The organism is Muribaculum sp. NM65_B17 (assembly GCF_004793735.1).
In the GTDB taxonomy this organism is placed as follows: Bacteria; Bacteroidota; Bacteroidia; order Bacteroidales; family Muribaculaceae; genus Muribaculum; species Muribaculum gordoncarteri.
In genome coordinates this window covers 186,050-207,937 of sequence record NZ_SRYY01000002.1, presented here as the reverse complement: position 1 = coordinate 207,937, position 21,888 = coordinate 186,050, and the positions used below count along the sequence as shown (strand labels likewise).

Here is a 21,888-nt window from a genome sequence, read left to right as displayed (position 1 = left end):
CGATAACAATTGTAAAGAAATGAAGTTAATGACGGTTTCTTATGCGTGATAAAGAAACGGGAGTTATGCCAAGATAAGACGCTATATAATGTTGTGGAACACGCTGTATTATGTTGGGATACTCTTTCAGCAATTCTTCATATCGCCGTTGCGGTGTGTTTTTTATTCTTGACAAGAACAGTTGTTGGTAAGCATGAAAACGGTCTATGAGTTTTTCTTCATACAACTGCCTAAACGACAAATTATTGTTGATTAGGTTATAAAAATCCTCTCTTCTTATAGCCGTGAGTTCAGTTGGTTCGATACTCTCCAAATAGAAAAGACTCGGCGTACGTTTATATAGGCTATCGAATGAGGCGACAAAATCCCCTTCGAAAAAGAATTGAAAAGTAATATCTTTCCCTTCATTATAGAAAAACAGCCGCAGACAGCCTTTACGGATCAGATAGAGTTTTTCTGCAACTTTTCCTTCCTCCAAAAGAATTGCCTTGGAAGGAACGGACAAGTATTCAGATTTTATCTGTGATTCAATATGGTTTAAGTGACTGGTATGCACGGTTTCGTAAAACAAACAGGCTATTTGTTCTAAATCTCTTGATTCGTATCGTCTTATTTCCATATTGTTTATATGGCTTTATTCGCCTTTCTATAAAACGTTTTGGAGCAAATCAAAGAGTTTTCATTAAAAATTCTTTCTCTCCCGTACCATCAACAGTTTCAGATTCTATCACGAAATTCTCTCTTTGATAGAATTTGACAGCTCTTATATTCTTTTGATATACGTGCAAATAAAGTTCCGGTTTGAGACCTTTGGCATAATCCAACAATCTTTTCCCTATGCCATAAGACTGAAAATTAGAAGCTACGAATATACCTGCAATATAATTTTCAGAAAGTCCGATAAATCCGACTATTTTGTTTGACTTCTCACAAACATATACCTCTGATGCAGGGATTAGTTTTCTTACGTTTTCAAATTGACCTTTCCAATAAGTTTCAGCAATAAAATCATGAGCTTGGACATTAGTAGCTAACCAAATTTGCATAACTTGTTCTATATCATCCTTATTCATATTTCTTATGACGACATCACTATTGGCAATATCATATATCACCTCCACTATTCCATTGTATTTCTTGGTTTCAACCAATGTCAAACGAGTCTTTGGAGCAGAGCTGCCAAATAACCTGACACCACTTCCCAAAATAACCGGAATGACAGCCAGATGATAGGTGTCTATCATATTCTTTCCGATAAGCCGTCCGGCAATCTCCGCACCTCCGCAGATCCAGATGTTTTTTCCTACCCCCTGCCTCAATTCTTCTACGAGTTGGCAAACATCCATGTTTTTGAAGCGAATTTGTTCTGTGTCATTCGTTTCGTTATGATGGGTCAGTACATAGGTTGTTGCTCCGGTATAGGGCCATTGGTCACATGAAAGGCTGGTAACTATTTGGTCGAATGTTTTTCTTCCCATGACAACCGTATCTACGTTACTGAAGAAAGGAGAGAAAGTGTCTTCCAACTCTACTGTGTCATCATGCCCCTTTATCCATCCAACCGAACCTTGATTGTCAGCAATGTATCCGTCTAAACTCACGGCAATATACAATATCACCTTTTTCATACAAAACCTTGTTTATTCAAATAAATAATTAAACGAACTCAACTTGTGTTTTTGAGATAATAAAAAATGTGTTTATGACAACCTTTCTTTAATTTTTTTCTCAATGTCCTCAATGCTTGGCAAACTGCCACGAAAGTCTTTCGGCAAGGTTTGTCCTAATTCAGAACAAAAAATTGAGTCCTTGCGAACAAATATAAAAAAAGTGCGGTACACCACAAACGGCGCACTGCACTTTTTCGGCAAATCGGGCAGGATTTAACATTTATAGCTTGAATCCCTTGCTTTTCCTTTGCGGTTGTATAGGTCGGCGTATGTTCTGCCTGCATGGTGTGTATTCTGTATTGCAGGGCTTCGATGGTTTCCTCGTGGTCGGCTATCTCCCTATGCAGGCCGGTGTTCTCCCTTTCCAGCGTCTTGACCTTGTTGCTGCCGAAAAGAGAACCGACACACTCGGCGATGTTGGCGGCTGCGACGGTTGCCGCCCCTTTCAGCTTCTCGATCTGTGTTTCTTTTTTCGCCCGTCTTAGTTCTTCCCGCGCCGTTTCTTTCTGCTGTTGCAAATTCACCACTTCCGCTTTGAGGTTGTCGGCGAGTTTCTGTATATCCCGATAATACTGCTGCGTGGACTTGTGGCGAGCCTTCGAGCCGTCTATGCCCCTTTGCAGCCCGTATTTCGCCATCGCTTCGGCATAGGTATCTTGGCAGGACTTCAATTTCAGCCGTGTCATAATATCGTCTGCGCACAGCCTCACGGTGTCGGTCGGCTTCTTGCGGTATCGCTTCTTCGTCTGTTCCTCCCTTTTCCTGCGCTTTCGCTCTCCCTTGACGATGGGGACGAGTGTAACGTGTATGTGCGGCGTTTCCTCGTCCCTGTGCAGGTGAGCCGCCACAATGTTCTCCTTTCCGAACGTGTCGGCGAAGTATTTCAGATTGTCGGCGCACCACTCGTCTAAACGCCCCTCTTCCTCTATCCGCTTCATGTCCTCGTGCGTTCCCGACACGTTGATGCGGATTGCCCGTACTTGGTTGCTTCCGATTTTGCGTGTCAGCCCCGCTTCTTCCAGTCTTCTCTGAACAGTCGCCGAACGGTCTTTCACACCGTCGGGGTAGCCGATGAGCCTGCGGTTCAGGTGGGTGCGTGTGGGGGCGGCGTTCTTCTCCGTGCGCAAAAGAATGTACTTCTCATAACTCACTCTTTTTTTGGTTACAAAACTATATTACAGTGAGTTACCGACAGCTATGCGAAATAACGCAAACCGCAGAATAAGAACCTGTTAACAAGAAATCCACTCTATATCATACGGAAATGAGGTGGTAACTGAACTCTTGCGTAGTTCGGCTTCGATACGGCTTCATATGGCTTCACGCCAAAAGAAAAAAACAAAGCGTAACGAACGCTATTTCAGTCAATTCGCTACGCTTTGCTCAAATATTAATTTCAGTTAGGTGTTTATTTTAATAATCGCAGGTCAGGATAATTTATAAAATGAATCGGTCGGTATTGACACTATGATGCAAATACCGACCGATTGAATAGGATATTTGAGCCTGTTATTACAGTTTCACACTCTTTTTGCTTCCGTCGTAAGGAACAGTTACGGGTGATGCGCTGCCGCCATTTGACATCAATACGACATTGAAGTTGCGGTTTTTCAACATTCCGGGATATGTTCCCTTGCGGTCATCGATTGTAAGCGTGCGGGATTTATCGTTCCAAATGAACTTTATTGTCGAATATTGACCCTTTTCGTAGTTGTAGTTGTCAAATTCGTCCTCATACAGTGTAAATTCACCATTTGCTCCGGGATAAACGCGTACTGTGAGGTTGTCCCAAGGCTTTTCGGTAGCATATTGAACATCAGGGCCCATGGGCATGATGCTGCCGGCCTTTACATAAAGAGGTATGGTCTTTATTGTGGTGGGCTTGCTGATGGTCTGACCGCCTTTGTAACGCTCATTTGTCCAATAGTCATACCATGAAGCTCCTGCAGGCAGATACACATCGGTTGAGTGCTGCTCCATGAAATTGACATTGCCCTTGGTGTTTTCGCTGCTTCCGGCCTGATTGCGGTTCCATCCGGTGTTTTCGTCAATCTTCATGACCTTTTCAGGAGTATATTGGGCGTTTACAACGGGAGCCACAAGCAGATTGTCGCCAAACATGTACTGGTCGCCGATGTTCCAACCTTTCTTGTCGTTGGGGAAGTCCATCATGAGTGCGCGCATGAAACTCTTGTCGTCGTTGGAAACCTGCCATGATGTCGAGTATATGTAGGGCAGAAGCGAATAACGCAGGCGTATTGCATCCTCGATGGCGTCGTATATCACATCGCCTTTCTGTCCGAAATAGTATATCTCGCGCATGATGTCGGCACCGTGGGAGCGCATCATCGGGGTGAATGTTCCGAATTGCATCCAACGGACAAAGAGCTCCTGGAACAAAGGATTTTTTGTAGCCGAATTGTCGCCGTTGCGTAGGTTGTAGCCGCTGCAAAAGAATCCGCCTATGTCGGAGTTACAGTTGGGGTTGCCGGTGAGCGTGAAGTTGAGGAGTGCGGGTATCTGCTTGCGCAGCATGTCCCATGTCGAGTTGACATCGCCGGTCCACACGTTACATCCATAACGCTGCTGGCCTACATAACCTGAACGAGTTAGGATGAACACTCGCTTGTCGTCGGTCTTGGCGCGCTGGTGGTCATATACGCCACCTACGGTCAACAGAGGATAGGCATTACGCACCTTGCGGAACGAGCCGAGATAGGTTTTGGTGTCGAGGTCCTCGGGCTTGAAGTCGAGATGATCGGGCTCGGTAGAATCCATCCACCATCCGTCCATATCGTAGTCGTGGAGGCGTGACAGGTGTTTCCAATAAATGTCACGTGCTTCAGGGCTGTAGGCATCGTAAACGCGCACACCCGACGGGTAGTCCCTGCGAGGAGGCCACTGCTCGGCGATGCCCGATTGGGGCCATGTGGAGAAGTTAAACAGCAGCCCCTTCTCGTCGAGGTCACGGTAGGGCTTGGTCTGAGGGCCGAATGACGACCATATAGATATTATGGCATGGGCGTTGAGGCCGTGGATATCGTCCATCATCTTTTGCGGATTGTTGAATTCGGGATTCATGAATTCCATTGCATTCCACAGGTAGTTGTTGCCCCAGTATTGCCAGTCCTGGATGATGCCGTCGAGGGGCACACCGAGTTCGCGGTATTTCTTGACCACGCCTACGGTTTCGCCCTGGCTCTTGTAACGCTCGCGACTCTGCCAAAATCCATAGGTCCACAATGGGAACATGGGAACATCGCCGGTCAGGGTGCGGATTTCCGAAATCACCTCGTCGGCGTTTTTACCTTCCATGAAGTAGTAGTCGACACATTCGCCCACCGCCGACTCAAATGCAGTTTCGTTGTCGTTGTCAATAAATTCGGTAGGAGAATAGTTGTCCCAGAACACGGCATAGCCTTTAGGCGATACGATCAAGGGTATTCCATCCTCTATGTTGCCGGGCATGAGAGTGCGGTTGACGCCGCGCTGCGACAATTTGCCATTTTCAAGGTTTCCGAGTCCATAAACGGGCTCATCCTTGTCGAGAACAAATGTCTGCTTTACCTTCAGGGCCGGCTCACCGGCATCGTCCACGGGATTGAATGAGGCTGCGGTGCCTTCCGAGAGCAATCGGCCTTTATTGTTGCGGAATGAAACGGTACCGGTCGTCAGGTTCAGTGTGGCGGTAAGCTCTTTGCTGCTTAGCACGACATTGTTGCCCGACTTTTTAGCGGTAAACTCAACCTTTTCAGGCGAGGCTATGACTGAGAAGCTTTTGGGACTGCTCGGAGCGTCGGCAGGCGACTTTGTCACACGTATACTTGACGGTGTGTAGAGTTGCAGCTCAACATTCTGTCCGTTGGCAAGGGCTTTGATTCCATGTTGTGTCTGCTCGAAATTCTGAGCAACAGCACAAGCGAAACAAAGAATCGATGCCGAAATGCAAGATAGCGTTCGTTTAGTTATAAGATTCATTGGTTACTTGGTTTTGTTAAATTGGTTTATCATTTAATAATGCAAAATTAACAATCAGGGAGCAAGATGCATGGATTATAATGTAACATTTGTCTTTCCCCATGTAACATTGGAGATCACGGATGTTGAAATCAAGTCAACATCCGTGACATGGCGATGTTTTTGGAAAAACTTTCAATAAAAAACGCGCCACCTATTGCGCATAACAAAAAAACGTATTATCTTTGCACTCACAATTTCGGTCCCATAGCTCAGTTGGTTAGAGCACCTGACTCATAATCAGGGAGTCCTAGGTTCAAGCCCTAGTGGGACCACCTCTTAGAAATCAAGCAGTTACGAAACGAATCGTAGCTGCTTTTTCTTTTTATAGCACGGAGATATTCCGATGGAGCAAAAGAAGAAGAAGCGTTCTGAGAGGCAAAGTGTCTGCACATGACTGAAAATCAAAATAAAAGTATGACTATGTTTTGGATTGTTCCAAAGGCCAATGCCGATGTGATTGATGTGCAAGTATGGTTAATTAATCGACATATCCTTAGATTTAATTACAAGCCTGGCAGTCTTAAAAAAGAATAATCAAGGGAATCGCAAGACTATTATTCCAATCATTGTCGTTTGTGTTGCTACATATCTTCAGATATTATATTGCTCCGTGTTTTATGATTGGGGAGCCTACGTTTGGATGACTTTGCCAATATTTCAACGACATAGTTTCTTTATTTATTGGCTGCACTAATCTGATGTTTTCGGCTATATGGGCTTCGATGATGCTTTTGCCGTTGCCAAATCAAATATGTTGATTGAAATGGAGGATGGCGGCTCTTGGAAATGACAATGGCGATGATTATGTGTCCGACGATCGCTATCGAATTGTAGATAGCGAAGGTAAAATAGGGTATGCAACACGAAATAACGTTGTGATAATTCAGCCGCGCTTCTTGGCTATCCCCAATATGTTCTTGACAAATGCGGATTTGGCATCGGTATATCCGTCACGGTCATGCTTATATTTTGGCAAAAGACTTAATTTAAGCTTTTCATATTCGTGAGCGACTTCGAGGTGACTGTTGAGATAATCGCGAAAAAGGATTTCGTCATTGTCGCCTATGGCATGAAAATGAATATGGAACACTTTTTCGGCATATCCCTCCGGAGTATATCCCTTGTTGAAGCTCATGCAGGTATCGGAAGAGGACATACAGATATATCCCGCCGACTCCATCATTGCACTGACACGTTGCCAATCGGCGCAGGGCGCGATTTCAACAAGAATGTCGATTGTCGGCTTGGCCTGAATGCCGGGAATCGCCGTGCTGCCGATATGGTTGATAATCGGAGCATATTCTTTCAGCAATCCCGAAAGTTTCATAATTTCTTCATGCGCCCAATCCTTCCATTGCGGCTGATGCGGCGTCAGGACAATGGGAAACAGTTGCCACAGTTCTTCCAAGGCCATGTCCTTAAGAGTTTTCCTATTTGACATGGCATAGTTCCAATTTGTAAAATGTATGCTCTTTTAGCCTATGACCGTCAGGCAATGACGGGTGCAGGAAGAAACCTTGATGCTCCATACCTATTTTCTGCATCACACGCTCCGACCGATGGTTGCTTATGGATGTGAATGAATATATCTTATCAAACAATTTTCGTCGGCAAGCATAATCAATGCATGCCTTTGCCGCCTCGGTAGCATAACCTTGATTCCAGTACTCCTTGGCAAGCCTCCACCCAATCTCTATCCCGGGAGAAAATTCAGCCTCAAAATCAAAATTATGGAATCCGGTGTAACCGATAAACTCGCCCGTACTTTTCAACACTACGGCATAGAGGCCGTACCCCAAAGCGTTGTGCTCATCAACTATGCGATTATAAAACTGCACTGTTTCATCGTAAGAAAGGCATTTGGGCAGATACTCCATAACCACCTTATCGCTATTCATTTTAGAGAATGGCAACAAATCATCTTCGCACCAGGCACGCAAAATCAGTCGGTCGGTTTCAATCATAACAAAATTTGTTTCAATTCTTGGTTTACGAACATTGTCGGGCTGAACTCCACAATCTGATAGTCGGCGATGCCGTTGATGTTGAACGGGTCTTTTGCAATGATGGCATCCACTGCTGCATGATCGGTAGCTTTCATCATAATCACTCCGCCAACGCGAGGCGTCTGCGGACCGGAAGCGATGAAGTCACCTGCGGCATAATGCTTGGCAAGGTATTCGCGATGCGCCTGAAGAAAGCGGTCAACCTCACTCAACGGTTTCTTATATGTTAGAATTGCGATAAACATGACATTTTGGTTTTGTTAATTCAATATGCACATGGGAGAAACAGCATTTCGTCAGAATAAGTTGCAGAAGCCCTGCTTATTGAACTGATAGTACATTTCAATGCGCTCAGGGGTGTCGTTCTCAAGAAGCAAAAGCAGTTCTTTGGCAAATTCAAGCGTGGCCGAGCCGTTTGCAGTTACGATGTTATTATCGCTGACAGCCTGAGCATGTACATATCCGTCGGGATTGGCATAGTTTTCGCCGCCCCATAATTTCAACTGCTCCAGCCCGTTGCCGGTATGCTTTACGGCATTGAGGAAACCATGCTTTGCCATCCACGAAGCAGCGTTACATATCGCACCAATCACGCTGTCTTTTTCAACGGCTTTCTTGACAATATACTTGACTTGATCGGCTACCGGTGCAGCCCATCCGAAACCGCCGATCAGCACCAACGCCGCAAAATCGTCGGGCATTGTTTCAAAGGAATAGTCAGGCATTGTGCGGAAACCGCCTATGGATTTTACAGGTTCCATTGTCGGTGCCACTACCTTATTGACATATTTGGGATGCTCTTTCATCGCAAACTCATCGGAGGCAATGGCTTGCGAGAGATAAACGGCCTCATGCGCGGCATAATCCGGCAGGAGGATATAAAGAATTTCGTTGCTCATAATACTATCTATAATGAGGAATTAAGTAACACACAGTTGATATGCCAATAAAAAAGATAAGCCACGGAATTACAACCATAAGAAACGTTATAGTGAAACCTTCTTTAAATGAATATGATTTTTTCCGAGTTTCAAAATCTAATTGTTTATAAGATCTGATTGTTTCATCAATAAATGCCTCATCTTTGATGTGGTTGATTAGCAGATTGGCCACTAACAGATTGACTACAGCCACCGCCAGTATTATTTCTAAATTGTAAGCACTTAGAGAACCAACGATTCTGGCATATAGAAATATAAAAATCAGCTCTATGGGAACAAGCGCAAAAAACAGAATACTCTTCATTATCGGATACTCGTCTTTTATCTCAAACGGTTGTTTGAAATAAAATTCTTGCGATGCCATTCTCAGCACTATCCATTTTTTGACTATGTATCTGTGTACTTTCAAAATCATATCGATGATTATTGGGATTGTTATTGCGATTGTTATTCACCAATAAATATGGCCCAATCACAAAGATATGAAATTTCCATGTGGTTTCAACGATTAAGTGTGTTAACCCGGCGAGATTTTTGGGAGGAGGCCACCACATTTGACTCGGACAAGCCTCATCGAGCTGAAGGTTGTGGTGACCCGGAGGGGTATGAATGAATAAAAGGTCGCTAACTCTTTGAGAATTAGCGACCTTCTGTGGTGCCACCAGCAATATAAAAGTTAAATTATTATCAATCAGCTTAAATTGTAATTAATGCTAATATACTGATAATAAAGCGAATTAAATCATTTTTAATTTAGTCGGATAGTAAGAGATTCAAGAAAGATAGTGACTATTATAGTGACTATTCAAGAAAAGTCACTAACTTTGCAGTGTCAGATTCATAAGGGAATCAGACCTTGATTTATATGGCAAAATCTCTTTCCCGGTTCTTCATCCGCAAGCAGGACGAAAAGAACGAAATAGCCACCCTTTTCTTTAGGGTGCAGAACAAGAAACATAAGGTTGACACCCTCTTCTCGTCTCAAATCCGCGTGAATGTGGCTGAATGGAAAGGTGCGTTATCGTGCCCTGAAAAATGGATGCGACACCAACGTGCGAATTTCAATCTGCATGATTCCCTCAACAGGATTGAGCTTGTTGTAACGTCCGAGGTCGAAGGTATGTCTTTCGACAAATCTCATGTCGAAGCGGAAATCCTTGCCATCGCCAATCCCAAGAAGGCAGAGGCAATAATGAAAGCCAAACGCGAGGAGGAAGAGCGTCAGCAAGAGGAACAGAGAATCAAAGCGGACCAGGAGCGACTGATAAAGGAAGGTATCGACGCCGAGCGTGCCAAAATATGGAATTTCCTCAACCACTTCTGTGAAGAGATAAAGAGCGGTGCCAGGCTGAACGGACATAACAGATATGCACCGGGGACAGTCAAGGCATGGTTCAGTTTCCGGAAACTCTATGACATGTTCGACAAGAAGCACCGTTTCACATGGTATCAAGTTGACCGTGCTTTCGTCACCAAGTTCCTTGCTTTTATGGAGAAGAACGATTACATGGTATCGGCGCAGAACAAGTATCTTGTTGATCTCCGCGCCATTGTCAATTACGCCTACCTTGACGGCATCCACGACAACGACCGCGCCATGCAATATTTCTCCAAGAAGAAAATCGAGGATGGAGACAAGGCGATAGAAATTTACCTTTCCGAAGCCGAGTTGCAGGCATTATACGAAATGCCATTGTCAGGTAAACAGGACGAGGTACGAGATATTTTTCTTGTCGGCTGCTACACCTGTCAGCGAGTGAGCGATTACAACGACATCGACAAAGACTGTTTCACGACGACCGCGAAGGGAACACCCGTTATACGACTCGTTCAGAAGAAAACGCGCAATGAGGTAAAGATTCCGATAATGAATCCCAATCTCAGAGCCATCTGTGATAAATACGCCTACAATCTCCCTTCGGTGGTTGATGTGATACTCAACCGTTACATCAAGGATATTCTGAAAAATCTGTCCGAATCTGTCCCGACACTCGGCAAGATGGTTACTACCAAACTCACCATGAAGCAGAAGAAACTTGTGGAAGATGGCAAACTCGTTGTCGAGCGTAACGATAAAGGCGAGGTAGTGATGCCGCGCTATGCTTGTGTCACCACCCACACAGCCCGACGCAGTGGAATCACCAATATGTACCTCACCCACAAATACACCATCGTTCAGATGATGCACGTCAGCGGACATAAGACCCAAAAGACATTTATGGACTATATCAAGCTCTCATCTGATGAAATAGCCGATGATATAGACGCCATCGCCAATCCGACAAAAGCGGATGTTTTCTGACACTTAAATCCTCACAGATAGCTTACTATCCAAAATAAATTTGTAATTTTGCTATATGAACGACCTTACAGTATCAAATATCGAGCGGCAAAACGTGTTGAACAACCGCTATGCTCTCCAGACCATCCAAGAAAACTTGGCTGTCGATGGCCTGCGGTATCACGATGAACTGCTATTTACCACGAAGATGGTTGCAGATTTCTATGGTGTTGATGAACGAACGATTAAACGTTATATACAAGATCATGGTGACGAACTTCGTGCTAATGGATATTTTTTAAGTCAAGGTAAAAAGCTGAAAGATATTAAGATACAAATTGGTGATGACATAAATGTCCCTACCAAAACGACCATTATATCGTTCTTTACATTCCGGGCATTCCTGAACATCGGAATGCTTCTCACGGAGAGCGAAAGGGCCAAACAACTCCGCACTCGCATACTTGATATTGTAATTGCAACAATCAACGGTCGTGCCGGAGGTGGCACCAAGTATATCAACTGGCGTGACCGTGATTATCTTCCAACAGCGATAAAGAGCGAGAATTATCGCAAGAACTTCACTCAAGCTGTCGGCAAGTATGTGGATGGGCTTCCCATCTATAAGTACAAGCAGATAACCGACTTGATATATAAAGCAGTGTTCCGGGAAAACGCAAAGGAATATCGCGTTGTCCTTCGTCTGCAAAACGAGGAGAACGTGCGTCACACGCTCTATGCCGAAGTTCTACTATGCATATCCTCATTTGAGAATGGCGTGGCTCATCAGATAGAGAAGCGATATTCTGAGAACGGGAACAAATTGTTGACCATCGAAGAGGTAAAGGCAATCATTGATGATTTGGCTGCTGCTCCTATGATGGAGCCGTTCATCAATGATGCAAGATCGAAGATGGCATCTCGTGATGTTGCGTTCCGCGATGCTTGGCACGTAAATCTGGCAGAGTACCTTCGTGCGGTTACTCCCGACGAGTTCGACAAGTTTATAGGCGATGCGTCGATAGACTTCGACAATATTCTTGAAGCCAACCGCGAAGTCCTAAAACGTCTAAAGCAAGCCGAGGATGAATGAGGGGCTGAAATACATCGACTACGATGAGGCGTTGGTGGTTTACAGCAAGACTGTGGCAGCCAGCGGTGGTGGGCTGCAAGGCGTAAAAGACGAAGGCGGCATCCGCAAGGTACTTGACTTCGTGAAGAACGACCTGTATTATCCGACATTCGTAGAAAAGCTAACATACCTAGTCTTCGGCTTATGCACCGGCCACTATTTTGAGGATTCCAACAAGCGTGTTGCCTTGACAATCGGAGTGTGGTTCCTTGTGCATAACGGCTACTATTGGCACGCCTACAACTTCATGCAGTGCATGGAAGCAATCATCTACCACGTCGCAGCAGGACGCATCGACAAAGACCTCCTCCAACGCATTATCACATGTTATATGGCGAACGAGGACTATCCCGAAAATCTCAAGCTCGAAATTATCCACGCAATCGGAAAACAACATATTGATTCTAATCAATAGTCTTAATTTAGCTGTCTTTAGCCATGCTTGATCAATCATTTAGTGCGCATAATTTTTGCACAATTTATAATATAGAGAATAGAAAAGGGCATATCGAATTAGATGATATGCCGACCGATTTTCGTGAATGCGTGGCTAATATTAAGCAGAATAAGACAAAGATTCAAGAAATAAAAGATATCGCCGAAGAGAAACGCACAGACGATGAGGTTATGGAGTTGGAAAAAGCTCAAGCAGAATTAGAAAGACTTCATGAAGCAAAAGAGTCAATTTTAGATCAATATTTACACAATTTGTCTTCAACAATTAGGCAAAGACATTTCAAAATCACATTATCTAAATATATTAAAGACGGCAAGGAGATCTTTTGCTTAGACTCGTCGTCTCATGCAATGTTCTTTGCGGCAAAACAATTGCAATATAATATACATAAAACATTTAAAGTTAAGCAATCTAATCGCAATAGTATTCTCAATTGTATTAAATCTCTATTAGAAACAAGACGGCCAATATCTATAATCAGAACTGACATCACAAGTTTTTACGAGTCCATAGATCAAAAAATACTTCTCAATCGAATTGAAGACAATACTTTACTGAGTCCAAAATCGAGAGCATTTATTAAGGCTATTCTGAATCAATACAATAACCTAAAAGATGCTTCCACATCTGCTGCAGATAAGGGAATCCCCAGAGGTGTGGGAATCAGTGCTTACCTTTCTGAACTATACTTAAAGGATTTAGATACAATAATCAAATCAAGACCAGAAGTAATGTTTTATGCTAGGTATGTTGATGATATCTTCATTATCTTATCATGTGTTCCAGTCGGTCAAACGATTGAGACATATTACCAAGGATTAACTGCATCGTTTGCTGAGATGGAGCTATCATTGAAACAACCAAATGATGGAAGTGGCAAATGTCAACTTATAACGTTTAATAATGATATATCCATTGACATACAATACTTAGGATATAAGATTGTGCTATGCCGAAAGAAAGATAAATTATTCGTAACATTTTATATGTCAACGAATAAGGTTAACAAAATTAAAAGGAGAATAGATGCGGCGTTTTTGCATTTTGAGAATCTTTCAAAAATTAATATTCATGATGCACGAAAAGATTTAATTGATTCACTAAATTTTATTACAGGGAATTTTTCACTTTGTAAATCAAAAGCTAATGTTAAAATTGGACTTTTCTATAACAATTCGTTATTGGATTCAAAATCTGATTTAGATGAATTAACGAACTATCTACATGGAAAGATAATAAACCCATATTTCTTATTATTTCATGGTAATTATGGTTTTCGAAAGACTTATATTTCAAATCTACGTAAAAGAATAGAATCTTTTGATTTCTCTAAGCGATGGACCGATAAGAACATGTATAAGTTTACTCTTTCAAGATTGAAACAAATAGATAGTTGGTTATGAAAAAGAAAAAGATTAGATTGAAATATAAAAAGGAGAGAGTACTGCTGTCAGATATTCTCCCCTATGAAATGCCATTTATATTTACTAACAGATATTTCTATCGATTTATTGTAAAGAATGAAATACAATTAGACGGAGATGCGATAGTCTGGAAAGATGGTATTGAGGAAGGAGCTGAACTTATAATTTCTGCCATAGTACATTGTAAGAAAATCCATTTTGATGGAAATCGTGTTAAGACTAGTAAAGGAACATATAATACGATACCATTTACATACGGCGTTTCTCACAAACCAACTAAATGTAGGTATCTATCAATTATACATCCGGTCAATCAGATTAAAATAGTCGATTTCTATGAACGCTATAAGCATGTATTGCTATACCTCTGTAGTAAAAGTAGATTTAGTCTGCGGTATCCAGAAAAAGTTGCATGTTTCTTTTATTACAAGGATCGGTTACACAATACTCTCTTGGGAAAACGCTCTGACAAAATGGAGATGTTTTTTAGTGAGTATGAAAATCTAAGAACTTACTTTAGTTATAAAAATTACACCAACATCTACAAGTTTTATGAGGACTATCGTTATCAGCGTGCCGAAAAGAAATTTCAGCATCTAGTCAAATTCGATTTACAATCGTGTTTTGATAGCATATATACTCATAGCATTTCTTGGGCAATGTCTGGTGGTTCCCATATGTATAAAGAACTTTTTGCCGGAGTTCCAGATAATGCCTTTGGTGAATATTGGGATAATATAATGCAGGAAATGAATTATAATGAGACTCATGGGATTGTCATAGGTCCTGAATTCTCACGAATATTTGCAGAAGTTATTCTTCAGGGAATCGACAAATGTGTAGAAAACAAATTGCTTGAATGTGGCTACAGCTTAAATAGAGATTATGAATGCTATCGATATGTTGATGATTATTTCTTCTTCTATAACTCAGAAGAAGTAAAAAGCAAAGCCTTTGAATTGTTTGAAGAGTATCTAAAAGAATATAAATTAATCATAAGTTCTGATAAGACAGTTTATTATGAACGACCTTTCATAACTCCAATAAGTAAGGCAAAGATTGCCATCGACGAGCTGTTGAAAGACTATATCCAATTATATAAGAATGAGAAAAATATTACTGAATTTATCGAAAGTGATGAGATAGATCTAGACAAAAATGATGAAGAATCCGACACAATAAAAATCAAGGAGGAGACCATTGTAAATGCAATCAATTGTGAGCTATATTTTAAGTTTAGTGCCACAGAGTTCTGCAAACGATTTAAACGTATCTTATCAACAAATGAGGTTGCCCCTAAAGATGTGATGAACTATTCCATATCCCGTTTGTCAGTATTAATAGAACGAATTTTAAAGAGATGGGATAGGACATACAAACCTCTTTGCTATGCGATGTCAAGTACCGAGTATAGCCAATATAAGATTATTGCGATAAAACAAATTCGCAAGATGGAGAAGGCATTAGCCAAATTTTTGTTTGAGATTATCGATTCATTATTTTTTCTGTATTCAACAAATAAGCGGGTAAATACTACATTAAAAGCCATGCAATTATTGAATACAATAATAATATATTTGGATCATGACTATTCAATAAAAAAAGGCAGACTTGTAATAAAAATTCCAAGATTTTCTGAATATATCCGAGAAATTGTTTTTAAGAAAATCAGAGATGAGGTTAGTCTTGTCCTTAAATCTGCACCAATAAATGAAAAAGTCCAATTAGAGACTCTTTATTTTTTAATTTTACTTAAACAGCTTAACCCGAAGTATCATATAAATGCGCAAGAACTTGAGTCGCATCTTGTGGTTAAAACTGTCAAAGGGAATACACTACCACAACTGAACGCCATAGCAGTAATTACTCTATTATATTATATGGGACTAAAGAAAGAGTTCGTTCAACTTCAACAACAAATTGTAAATCAAGTCATCAATCGTTATCAATCAATGTCTCCTGAACGGATCAAAATATCTGCAGAGCAAGTAATTCTTGCATTAGATTTAGCTGCTTGTCCATTTATACAAAGGAGTAAACAAGTCAAAATCTTACAAAAAATTGGACTTTCACGACCCGAAGGAGAAAAAGTTGTCGCCTATCTACAAAAACACAAGTATATTTATACTAAATGGACCGGTATAAACGTTACCAAAGAGTTGAATGCCAAAATTAGTCAGGAAGTATATTCCTAATTAATTCTACCATAAAAGTGCAAGGTACAGAATCTAATAAAACTCACACACCTAACCTTGTACATAGCTTATGAAGTTTAAATAATAGGGTTTCAGATTCTGGGCCCTATTTTTTAATTATACAATTTAAAAGCAATCCGTTACTCAATGGATTATCTTTTATTGGCTTGGTATATTGGATATCTACCCCCTGAAATAAGCAATGTTATTTCCTAAATTGGGGGTCAAGGTGTATATCGCCAATGACAGGAACAATGTGAATAAGGAACCTTTGGTTTCGAGAATCATCTCTATCGCTTAAACGAGAAGCTCGTGGCACACCGCCCTCACCGCTACCTGCAATAACAAGTTCGCACTTTTCCATATTAGTAAAATCTATACCTGCGTTGTCTCGCCAAAACTCATGGAGTTTAAGCGCACGTTGGTAGCTGAGGACATCATTGTTGAAGTAATCGTCAATATGATAGCCGTCGGCCGAAGCTTGACCTTCGATAACTACAAGATACTTAATGTCAGTGCGAAGAGAATCGTTTTGTTGCAAATTAAGTATTGTGCGCTTGATTTCTTCACCTGCATCTCTAATTTGTTGACGAATAGCGTTAGCCTCTGTCAGATTATATTCGGGAGATTTAGGGTCGTCTTGAAGCAGGTTGTCGAGAGAAAACTTACCTTTCTGATAGTTAACCTGAATTTTGAAGATATGTTTGAGGTAATCTGGATTGAACTCGAAATATTCGGGGTCAATATTATCTACAGCCTTGTAGATAGACATGATTTCCTCATACTTATCTTTGAACTCCTCCAGTTCGCGCTGCTTAATCTTGAAGCGGCTATAAGATACCGCAAAAAGTACAAGCATGATAGCGAACAATGTGGTCATAATATCCACATAGCTCGGCCAAAAAGCACTTTTATTATTGCGACTATCCATTGGTAAAGTTATTTACGACCGCCGAAGATACCGCCGAGGAAGCCACCGCCACCCGATGTGGTCGTGGTTTCCGGTTTCTTCTTGGCATCTTCAATCGCCTTGTCAAGAAGTTTACGTATCGATTCGACTTCGCGACGAGTGGTTTCGATGGTTTTATCTACTTCTTCACGAGAACTTTTAGTGTTGATTGAGGTAAGCAATTCCTCAATCTTTTTCAGCTTGCTAAGTTGAGAGAACTCTTGCTGAATCTGGTCAAGAGAGAATTTCTCCTCGATAGCGACCACAATCTCGCGTCGGCGTTCAAGCATTTCTTTTTCTAGACCATCGAGAATGTTCTGGAACCTCTCGGCATAGGTGGCGAAACTTTCTTCGTAAGTACGGCCGAGTTTAACGATAGCTTCGGATTGCATCTTGAAAATATTTTCAAGATGTCCGTCGGATACTTCCATAGCCTCAACAGCGACTTTCTGCTTTTTCTTAATAGCAGTAATTGCTTGTTTGAGGGCTTCAATTTCGGTGTTACCAAGAAGGTCAGTTTTTTCTATACTGCGACCAAGAGCATTAATGCTTTTCTCAAAGTCAGTAATGCGTGAGAGTATCTGATTGAGCTTATTGGCAACATTAAGCGGAATTTCGAGTGATTCATTATAACGGCGTTGCGTGTTGACAAGTTCAACGGTAACATCCTTGATCGCGTTGCGAGTGACCTCAAAGCGATTAAGAGCCGTTGTAACTAGGTCAAAGTTCTGCGAAGCACGAACAAAAGCATCGAGGGATTCAACGACACCGCGAGAGCGAAGAGTCTTGAGAAGTTGAGCTTGCAGGTCAACATTCTCATTGATTTTGTCCATATTTTCACCCATAACGCGCACAGCTTCGGAAACGATGGTTACGTTCTGCTCAAAAGCAGACCCGAAGCGTTGAGTGCAAGAGTCAAATGTTGCCTGAAAGCGGTCGATTACATTATTGAACGACGGTTCAAAGAGATTGATGGTATGGTGCAGCTTATTTAGAGCGGCAACCATACTGACACCGAGGGTCGGCATAAGTTCATTCTGAATAAACTCGTAGAACTCGTTCTTGTCTTCACGAACCACCCTTTGAGTCTCAGCTGCAAGATGATGAGTAATCGTCGTAAGAAGCAAACCGATGAAACTTGTTGACATCGAAACGAGAACACCGGAAATAAGATTGCCAATAGTCTCGTCAGTAATGCCCTCACCATTCGGAGAAGCTCCCAAGCCGATAGTGAAGAATAACAAGCCAAGGAATACACCAATGAAAGTACCCATGAGACCTACATAGGTAGGGAATGCAATACGTGACGTTGCATTATCATACAAGACATTGATTTTTCGGTCAGTCTTGTTTTGAATGACCGAAAAATCTGTGGTGCCGTGGTTCTTTTTGGTGTACTCATTCAACTCCTTGATAAGAGTGTGTAGGCTGGAGCCTTCTTCTGCTACATAAGGATTGAGCTGAGAATCTTCTGCCTCACCATATACTTCATATTCGCGATTCTTAACGAAGAAATTGCGGACAGTCTCTAACTTCTTTCGGGTTCCAAAAAAGTAATAGAGCTGAACGCCAAACGCGATTATAAAAGTCGCGATAGATATAATCAGCGATACAATAGAGATGCCTGACTGAAACATATTAAATCTTAGTTAGTTTTAACACGTTATCAATAATAGGCAAGAAGAATACCGAATCGTGGTAAACCTCGCTGTCATTGAGTTTCTGAATGACCTGTGTCTTGAAGTTCTTCTCCAGAGAATCCTGAGTGCCGGATGAAATGAGGTTGATAATTTCGGTTGAGTCAACCTGTTTATCAAGCTCACCTTTAGAGATAAGGATACGAAGGAGATCAGCGAAGAGTTTATTGAACGAAGCAAAGGTATTGAGAAGATCGCGACTAACCGCAGGGAAGTCGGCTTTAAGCTGCTCGACATTCTCATAGACCCTATCAGAGACGCCTTGGAAGTTAAACTCATCAGGCACATCGACATCGGAGTTGCGATAAAGGCCACCATAGCAGGTACATTCTTTTCGGCTATCGGGAAGAATAACCTGAATATCCTTTATATCGCCATAAACATTTTTGAAGATTGTGGCGACAAGTTCCTTGATGGTTGCCTTATCCGAAGAAAGCAGACCATCGATGTAACGACTACCGTTTCCACAGAAAAGAACGGAACGCGGACAAGCGAGGCTCTTAGCCTTATACATCTTCGCCATGAAGTACACGATAGAGGCGAAGTGATAAAGGAACAGAGGCTTGTATGATTCTTTCAACTTCTTGGTGATTTCGCAACGGCTATCGTTGCTCAGCCAGAAGTTGATTATGTCCTTAGTGGAAACCTCTCGGTCTGAGCGCATCTTGATATTGAGCTGTTCAAGTTCATCGGTATGGTCGCCGAGATGAACGGTCTCGACGAAGCGTTCGTAAATGCCGTTTACACGGTCATTGTCGAACCCGCTGAAACCATTACCCCAAAGAACATCGCAACCGAAGTGAACGGAGTTCGCGATTTGAGGTTTGCTGTCGGCAAAATAGATGAAGTCGCTTGAACCGCCACCAATATCGACGATAGAGACAGCGTCAACGCTGTTGAAAGAGTTCTTTTTGCTGAAATAGTAGTAAGGTGCCTCTGATTCAGATACACAATCTATTTGCGGAGATCCGATGTTAAGGAGGTTCTTCGCTTCTTCTTGCCAAATGGTTGTATAGGTGTCCTTGATAGTACCCTTGAAGCTGAGAGGACGGAACCAAATCAGTTTAGTATTAGCAAGCAGACCGTTCTTTTGGAGGACGTCGGTCTTGATGATAAGGAGCAATTCTCGGATAAACAGGCGAAGTTCCTTCTCGTGGCTATCCTCCCACTTAATATCAGTGAGGATAGACTGGTTTCCAAGCCCCATTGATTTCTCGTAGAAGAAAGCGATGTTGCAGTTGTCGAACAACGAGGGCTTGCTTCTGTCGCCTTTCTGCACACATAGAGCGGTGCGAATCGGGAAGCGATAAATCGAGCCGTCTATAAGTGCCGGAACGAACTCGGTATTGAAGTTCTTGCGACATTTGGGAGCAATGGCGTTTTCAATTACCGAGACAAGCGAGTGCTGAGAAGAACGCTTGAAGTCGTGTAGGAAAGCTACCATCGGCTCATCCATATTGAGCTGTTCAGGTTCATTATCGCGACCGAACTTGCAGCACGAGATATAAGTGTTTGTAGTGCCAAGGTCAACGGCATAGGTGTACGCATCCTGTGTACGCTGAGCACGTTTCCAATTCGGGATAAGCACACCCTCGCAAGTGCCGCTGTCGAGGGTAAAGCGTAAGCTGATAGCGTCGAATTGAGAGTTGAATATCTCGTAGAACTTCGAGCCTGCATCTACCTCCCGTTCAAGATTTTGTTTAGAACGAACAACGGCAGGACGAACGCCGAATTTGGCGTGAGTATTATCCTTGTCGATTGTCTCAATTTCCTCGAAACGGTTATCATCGTTTCTGAAGAAGAACGACATCTCAAGATTGTTGATTGATACGGGGCGGTAATCTGTTGTTGCGTCGTTGACAACCGCCATCACCTTGAAGTAGTTGTTTTCGTTTCGGTTCGGAGAGAGAATGTTCGGGAAAACAGCGAGGTTAAAGCTGATGTTTTCACGTTGCAGGTTTACGATGCGACCACGAGAGCCGAGGTTATCAGAGTCAACATAATAGTCCTTGGTGTACTCCTGACCCTTATATTTAAGGGTTACGATAACTTTGGCATTAGTTACTTTGCAGACGCATTGGAAATCTCCCTCAATGAGTGATAAGGCTTCATGGCTAATGGGCAACATGAAGTCGTAATCTCTACTATCGTCTGCTCCAGCGTAAGTCATAGGCTGATAATAGTCCTTTGACAAGCGGAACGGCAGACGTATGAGAGTATCATTGAAGAAGTTTACAGTGCTGAGACCTGAATCCTTACCAACGGGCAGACCATTTATGACAAGCTCATTTGAGTTTTCAGAAATGATAGGCTTGAACTGCGGTTGCCAGTTCTTATTGATGTCAGGGTCTGTAATCTGAATTTGTTTGATGTAGTCACGCAGTTCTTTCATCTCGTCGCCCAGTGGGGAATTATCGACGAGATAGAACATATAGTTTTTGAAGTCCTTATCGCGAGCACCAAACAAACGAATATCACGGAAGTATGTGCCACCGGACTTACGCACGAGCGACGGCATCTGCTGGTAGCGTTTACCCATGAAAGAAGTTGTTCCGTTACCACGGTGATCAACTTTCTTGTCGAAGTCCGGTGGAGTTACGAAGCCGGTAAACGGCGATGAAGTGGCGAGAAGATAATCTCGTCCACCATCAACGAGCACCACAAAGAAAAGGCGATTGCCGGATGCTTTGAGGTCAGAGGCGAAGTAATTCTCGACTGCACTACCGAGGATAGGAACTTGATTTTTCAAGTTCTTCAGGTCAGTTGCAAGCTCCCATTCACGAATGACGATTTTACGGGAATCATCCCAACGTCCTTCGTGGAATGTGATATTATAGAGAAGTTCAAAAACATCGAGTGTATCAGACACAAGACGGTTGTAAGCGTCACCAGCGTTTTTCTTTGGGTCTTTCACTTCTTCGAGGGTACGGCGAAAAGCCTCCTTGACAACGAAGAACCGAGCAAAGGGAGTCGGGAGAGCATTTAACGCGCTACTGTTGTTAGTGCGTTGCTCTGAGATTTTGGCGAGGTCTCCGGCAGTGATAGGGCCTTTTTCTGCCGTCCACTCCTGACCTTTTAGGCCGCGCTCTATTATATTGAGGTCAACACTACTCATA

The 21,888-nt window shown here is 42.4% G+C and carries 16 protein-coding genes, 1 tRNA gene and 1 pseudogene; 6 read left to right on the top strand and 12 right to left on the bottom strand.

Translation table 11 applies throughout. The features are described from left to right. Positions 1 to 25: 25 nt before the first annotated feature. The 4 genes and pseudogenes from E5354_RS03455 to E5354_RS03435 form a co-directional block, all read right to left on the bottom strand. The gene (locus E5354_RS03455) at positions 26 to 619 is read right to left on the bottom strand and encodes a Crp/Fnr family transcriptional regulator (protein ID WP_246863733.1); all 594 of its coding nucleotides are present in this window, start codon (positions 617 to 619) and stop codon (positions 26 to 28) included. 49 nt (positions 620 to 668) lie between these two features. After that, positions 669 to 1,628, bottom strand: a complete 960-nt coding sequence (locus tag E5354_RS14335) for a GNAT family N-acetyltransferase (RefSeq protein ID WP_246863732.1) — start codon at positions 1,626 to 1,628, stop codon at positions 669 to 671. 281 nt (positions 1,629 to 1,909) lie between these two features. After that, positions 1,910 to 2,788, bottom strand: a pseudogene (mobV, locus tag E5354_RS03440) (MobV family relaxase); the annotation flags it as partial. A 394-nt stretch (positions 2,789 to 3,182) separates the two neighbouring features. After that, positions 3,183 to 5,648, bottom strand: a complete 2,466-nt coding sequence (locus tag E5354_RS03435) for a TIM-barrel domain-containing protein (RefSeq protein ID WP_135946435.1) — start codon at positions 5,646 to 5,648, stop codon at positions 3,183 to 3,185. A 240-nt stretch (positions 5,649 to 5,888) separates the two neighbouring features. Here E5354_RS03435 and E5354_RS03430 point away from each other — a divergent pair. After that, positions 5,889 to 5,962: transfer RNA gene (locus E5354_RS03430), tRNA-Ile, on the top strand. Between the two features lie 611 nt (positions 5,963 to 6,573). Here the strand turns inward: E5354_RS03430 and E5354_RS03425 are convergent. Genes E5354_RS03425 through E5354_RS03405 form a run of 5 tightly spaced genes read right to left on the bottom strand, consistent with a single transcriptional unit; the run spans position 6,574 to position 9,001 of the window. Then, positions 6,574 to 7,131, bottom strand: coding sequence for a GrpB family protein (locus E5354_RS03425; RefSeq protein WP_135946434.1), 558 nt, complete (start codon positions 7,129 to 7,131; stop codon positions 6,574 to 6,576). Continuing rightward, positions 7,121 to 7,654 (bottom strand): GNAT family N-acetyltransferase, encoded by a 534-nt coding sequence (locus E5354_RS03420; protein WP_135946433.1) that lies wholly within the window; start codon positions 7,652 to 7,654, stop codon positions 7,121 to 7,123. The genes E5354_RS03425 and E5354_RS03420 overlap by 11 nt, the downstream gene beginning before the upstream one ends. After that, entirely contained in the window at positions 7,651 to 7,941 is a 291-nt protein-coding gene (locus E5354_RS03415; protein ID WP_135946432.1) for a YciI family protein, read from the bottom strand. The genes E5354_RS03420 and E5354_RS03415 overlap by 4 nt, the downstream gene beginning before the upstream one ends. A 51-nt stretch (positions 7,942 to 7,992) precedes the next feature. Next, a complete protein-coding gene (locus tag E5354_RS03410; protein WP_123395105.1) occupies positions 7,993 to 8,595 on the bottom strand; it encodes a DJ-1/PfpI family protein in 603 nt (200 codons plus the stop codon). Positions 8,596 to 8,599: 4 nt separating this feature from the next. Then, positions 8,600 to 9,001, bottom strand: a complete 402-nt coding sequence (locus E5354_RS03405; protein WP_135946431.1) for a hypothetical protein — start codon at positions 8,999 to 9,001, stop codon at positions 8,600 to 8,602. Between the two features lie 501 nt (positions 9,002 to 9,502). Between E5354_RS03405 and E5354_RS03400 the strand changes: the two genes are divergently transcribed. From E5354_RS03400 to drt3b, 5 genes are read left to right on the top strand one after another with little or no spacing between them, the layout of a single operon-like run. Then, positions 9,503 to 10,939 carry a phage integrase SAM-like domain-containing protein gene (locus E5354_RS03400; protein WP_135946430.1) on the top strand — a complete coding sequence of 479 codons (1,437 nt, stop codon included), beginning with the start codon at positions 9,503 to 9,505 and terminating at the stop codon, positions 10,937 to 10,939. Positions 10,940 to 10,994: 55 nt separating this feature from the next. Next, a complete protein-coding gene (locus E5354_RS03395) occupies positions 10,995 to 12,011 on the top strand; it encodes a DNA-binding protein (protein ID WP_135946429.1) in 1,017 nt (338 codons plus the stop codon). Then, positions 12,004 to 12,465, top strand: a complete 462-nt coding sequence (locus E5354_RS03390; RefSeq protein ID WP_135946428.1) for a Fic family protein — start codon at positions 12,004 to 12,006, stop codon at positions 12,463 to 12,465. The genes E5354_RS03395 and E5354_RS03390 overlap by 8 nt, the downstream gene beginning before the upstream one ends. Before the next feature lie 23 nt (positions 12,466 to 12,488). Beyond that, positions 12,489 to 13,910, top strand: a complete 1,422-nt coding sequence (drt3a, locus tag E5354_RS03385; RefSeq protein WP_135946427.1) for an antiviral reverse transcriptase Drt3a — start codon at positions 12,489 to 12,491, stop codon at positions 13,908 to 13,910. Next, a complete protein-coding gene (gene drt3b / locus E5354_RS03380; RefSeq protein ID WP_135946426.1) occupies positions 13,907 to 16,126 on the top strand; it encodes an antiviral reverse transcriptase Drt3b in 2,220 nt (739 codons plus the stop codon). Before drt3a ends, drt3b begins: the two co-directional genes overlap by 4 nt. A 205-nt stretch (positions 16,127 to 16,331) precedes the next feature. On the opposite strand, the gene E5354_RS03375 is transcribed toward drt3b, so the two are convergent. The 3 genes from E5354_RS03375 to E5354_RS03365 are packed head-to-tail and all read right to left on the bottom strand — an operon-like array spanning position 16,332 to position 21,887. Continuing rightward, complete coding sequence (locus tag E5354_RS03375) at positions 16,332 to 17,057, bottom strand: hypothetical protein (protein ID WP_135946425.1); 726 nt, start codon at positions 17,055 to 17,057, stop codon at positions 16,332 to 16,334. Positions 17,058 to 17,065: 8 nt separating this feature from the next. Further along, positions 17,066 to 18,712 (bottom strand): hypothetical protein, encoded by a 1,647-nt coding sequence (locus E5354_RS03370; RefSeq protein ID WP_135946424.1) that lies wholly within the window; start codon positions 18,710 to 18,712, stop codon positions 17,066 to 17,068. Between the two features lies 1 nt (position 18,713). Then, positions 18,714 to 21,887, bottom strand: a complete 3,174-nt coding sequence (locus tag E5354_RS03365; protein WP_135946423.1) for a hypothetical protein — start codon at positions 21,885 to 21,887, stop codon at positions 18,714 to 18,716. Between the last annotated feature and the right edge of the window lies 1 nt (position 21,888).

What these genes read in the sequence shown, in the direction of transcription:
- E5354_RS03455 (WP_246863733.1), bottom strand. Translation starts at nt 619, where the DNA reads ATGGAAATAAGACGATACGAATCAAGAGATTTAGAACAAATAGCCTGT.
- E5354_RS14335 (WP_246863732.1), bottom strand. Translation starts at nt 1,628, where the DNA reads ATGAAAAAGGTGATATTGTATATTGCCGTGAGTTTAGACGGATACATT.
- E5354_RS03435 (WP_135946435.1), bottom strand. Translation starts at nt 5,648, where the DNA reads ATGAATCTTATAACTAAACGAACGCTATCTTGCATTTCGGCATCGATT.
- E5354_RS03425 (WP_135946434.1), bottom strand. Translation starts at nt 7,131, where the DNA reads ATGTCAAATAGGAAAACTCTTAAGGACATGGCCTTGGAAGAACTGTGG.
- E5354_RS03420 (WP_135946433.1), bottom strand. Translation starts at nt 7,654, where the DNA reads ATGATTGAAACCGACCGACTGATTTTGCGTGCCTGGTGCGAAGATGAT.
- E5354_RS03415 (WP_135946432.1), bottom strand. Translation starts at nt 7,941, where the DNA reads ATGTTTATCGCAATTCTAACATATAAGAAACCGTTGAGTGAGGTTGAC.
- E5354_RS03410 (WP_123395105.1), bottom strand. Translation starts at nt 8,595, where the DNA reads ATGAGCAACGAAATTCTTTATATCCTCCTGCCGGATTATGCCGCGCAT.
- E5354_RS03405 (WP_135946431.1), bottom strand. Translation starts at nt 9,001, where the DNA reads ATGGCATCGCAAGAATTTTATTTCAAACAACCGTTTGAGATAAAAGAC.
- E5354_RS03400 (WP_135946430.1), top strand. Translation starts at nt 9,503, where the DNA reads ATGGCAAAATCTCTTTCCCGGTTCTTCATCCGCAAGCAGGACGAAAAG.
- E5354_RS03395 (WP_135946429.1), top strand. Translation starts at nt 10,995, where the DNA reads ATGAACGACCTTACAGTATCAAATATCGAGCGGCAAAACGTGTTGAAC.
- E5354_RS03390 (WP_135946428.1), top strand. Translation starts at nt 12,004, where the DNA reads ATGAATGAGGGGCTGAAATACATCGACTACGATGAGGCGTTGGTGGTT.
- drt3a (WP_135946427.1), top strand. Translation starts at nt 12,489, where the DNA reads ATGCTTGATCAATCATTTAGTGCGCATAATTTTTGCACAATTTATAAT.
- drt3b (WP_135946426.1), top strand. Translation starts at nt 13,907, where the DNA reads ATGAAAAAGAAAAAGATTAGATTGAAATATAAAAAGGAGAGAGTACTG.
- E5354_RS03375 (WP_135946425.1), bottom strand. Translation starts at nt 17,057, where the DNA reads ATGGATAGTCGCAATAATAAAAGTGCTTTTTGGCCGAGCTATGTGGAT.
- E5354_RS03370 (WP_135946424.1), bottom strand. Translation starts at nt 18,712, where the DNA reads ATGTTTCAGTCAGGCATCTCTATTGTATCGCTGATTATATCTATCGCG.
- E5354_RS03365 (WP_135946423.1), bottom strand. Translation starts at nt 21,887, where the DNA reads ATGAGTAGTGTTGACCTCAATATAATAGAGCGCGGCCTAAAAGGTCAG.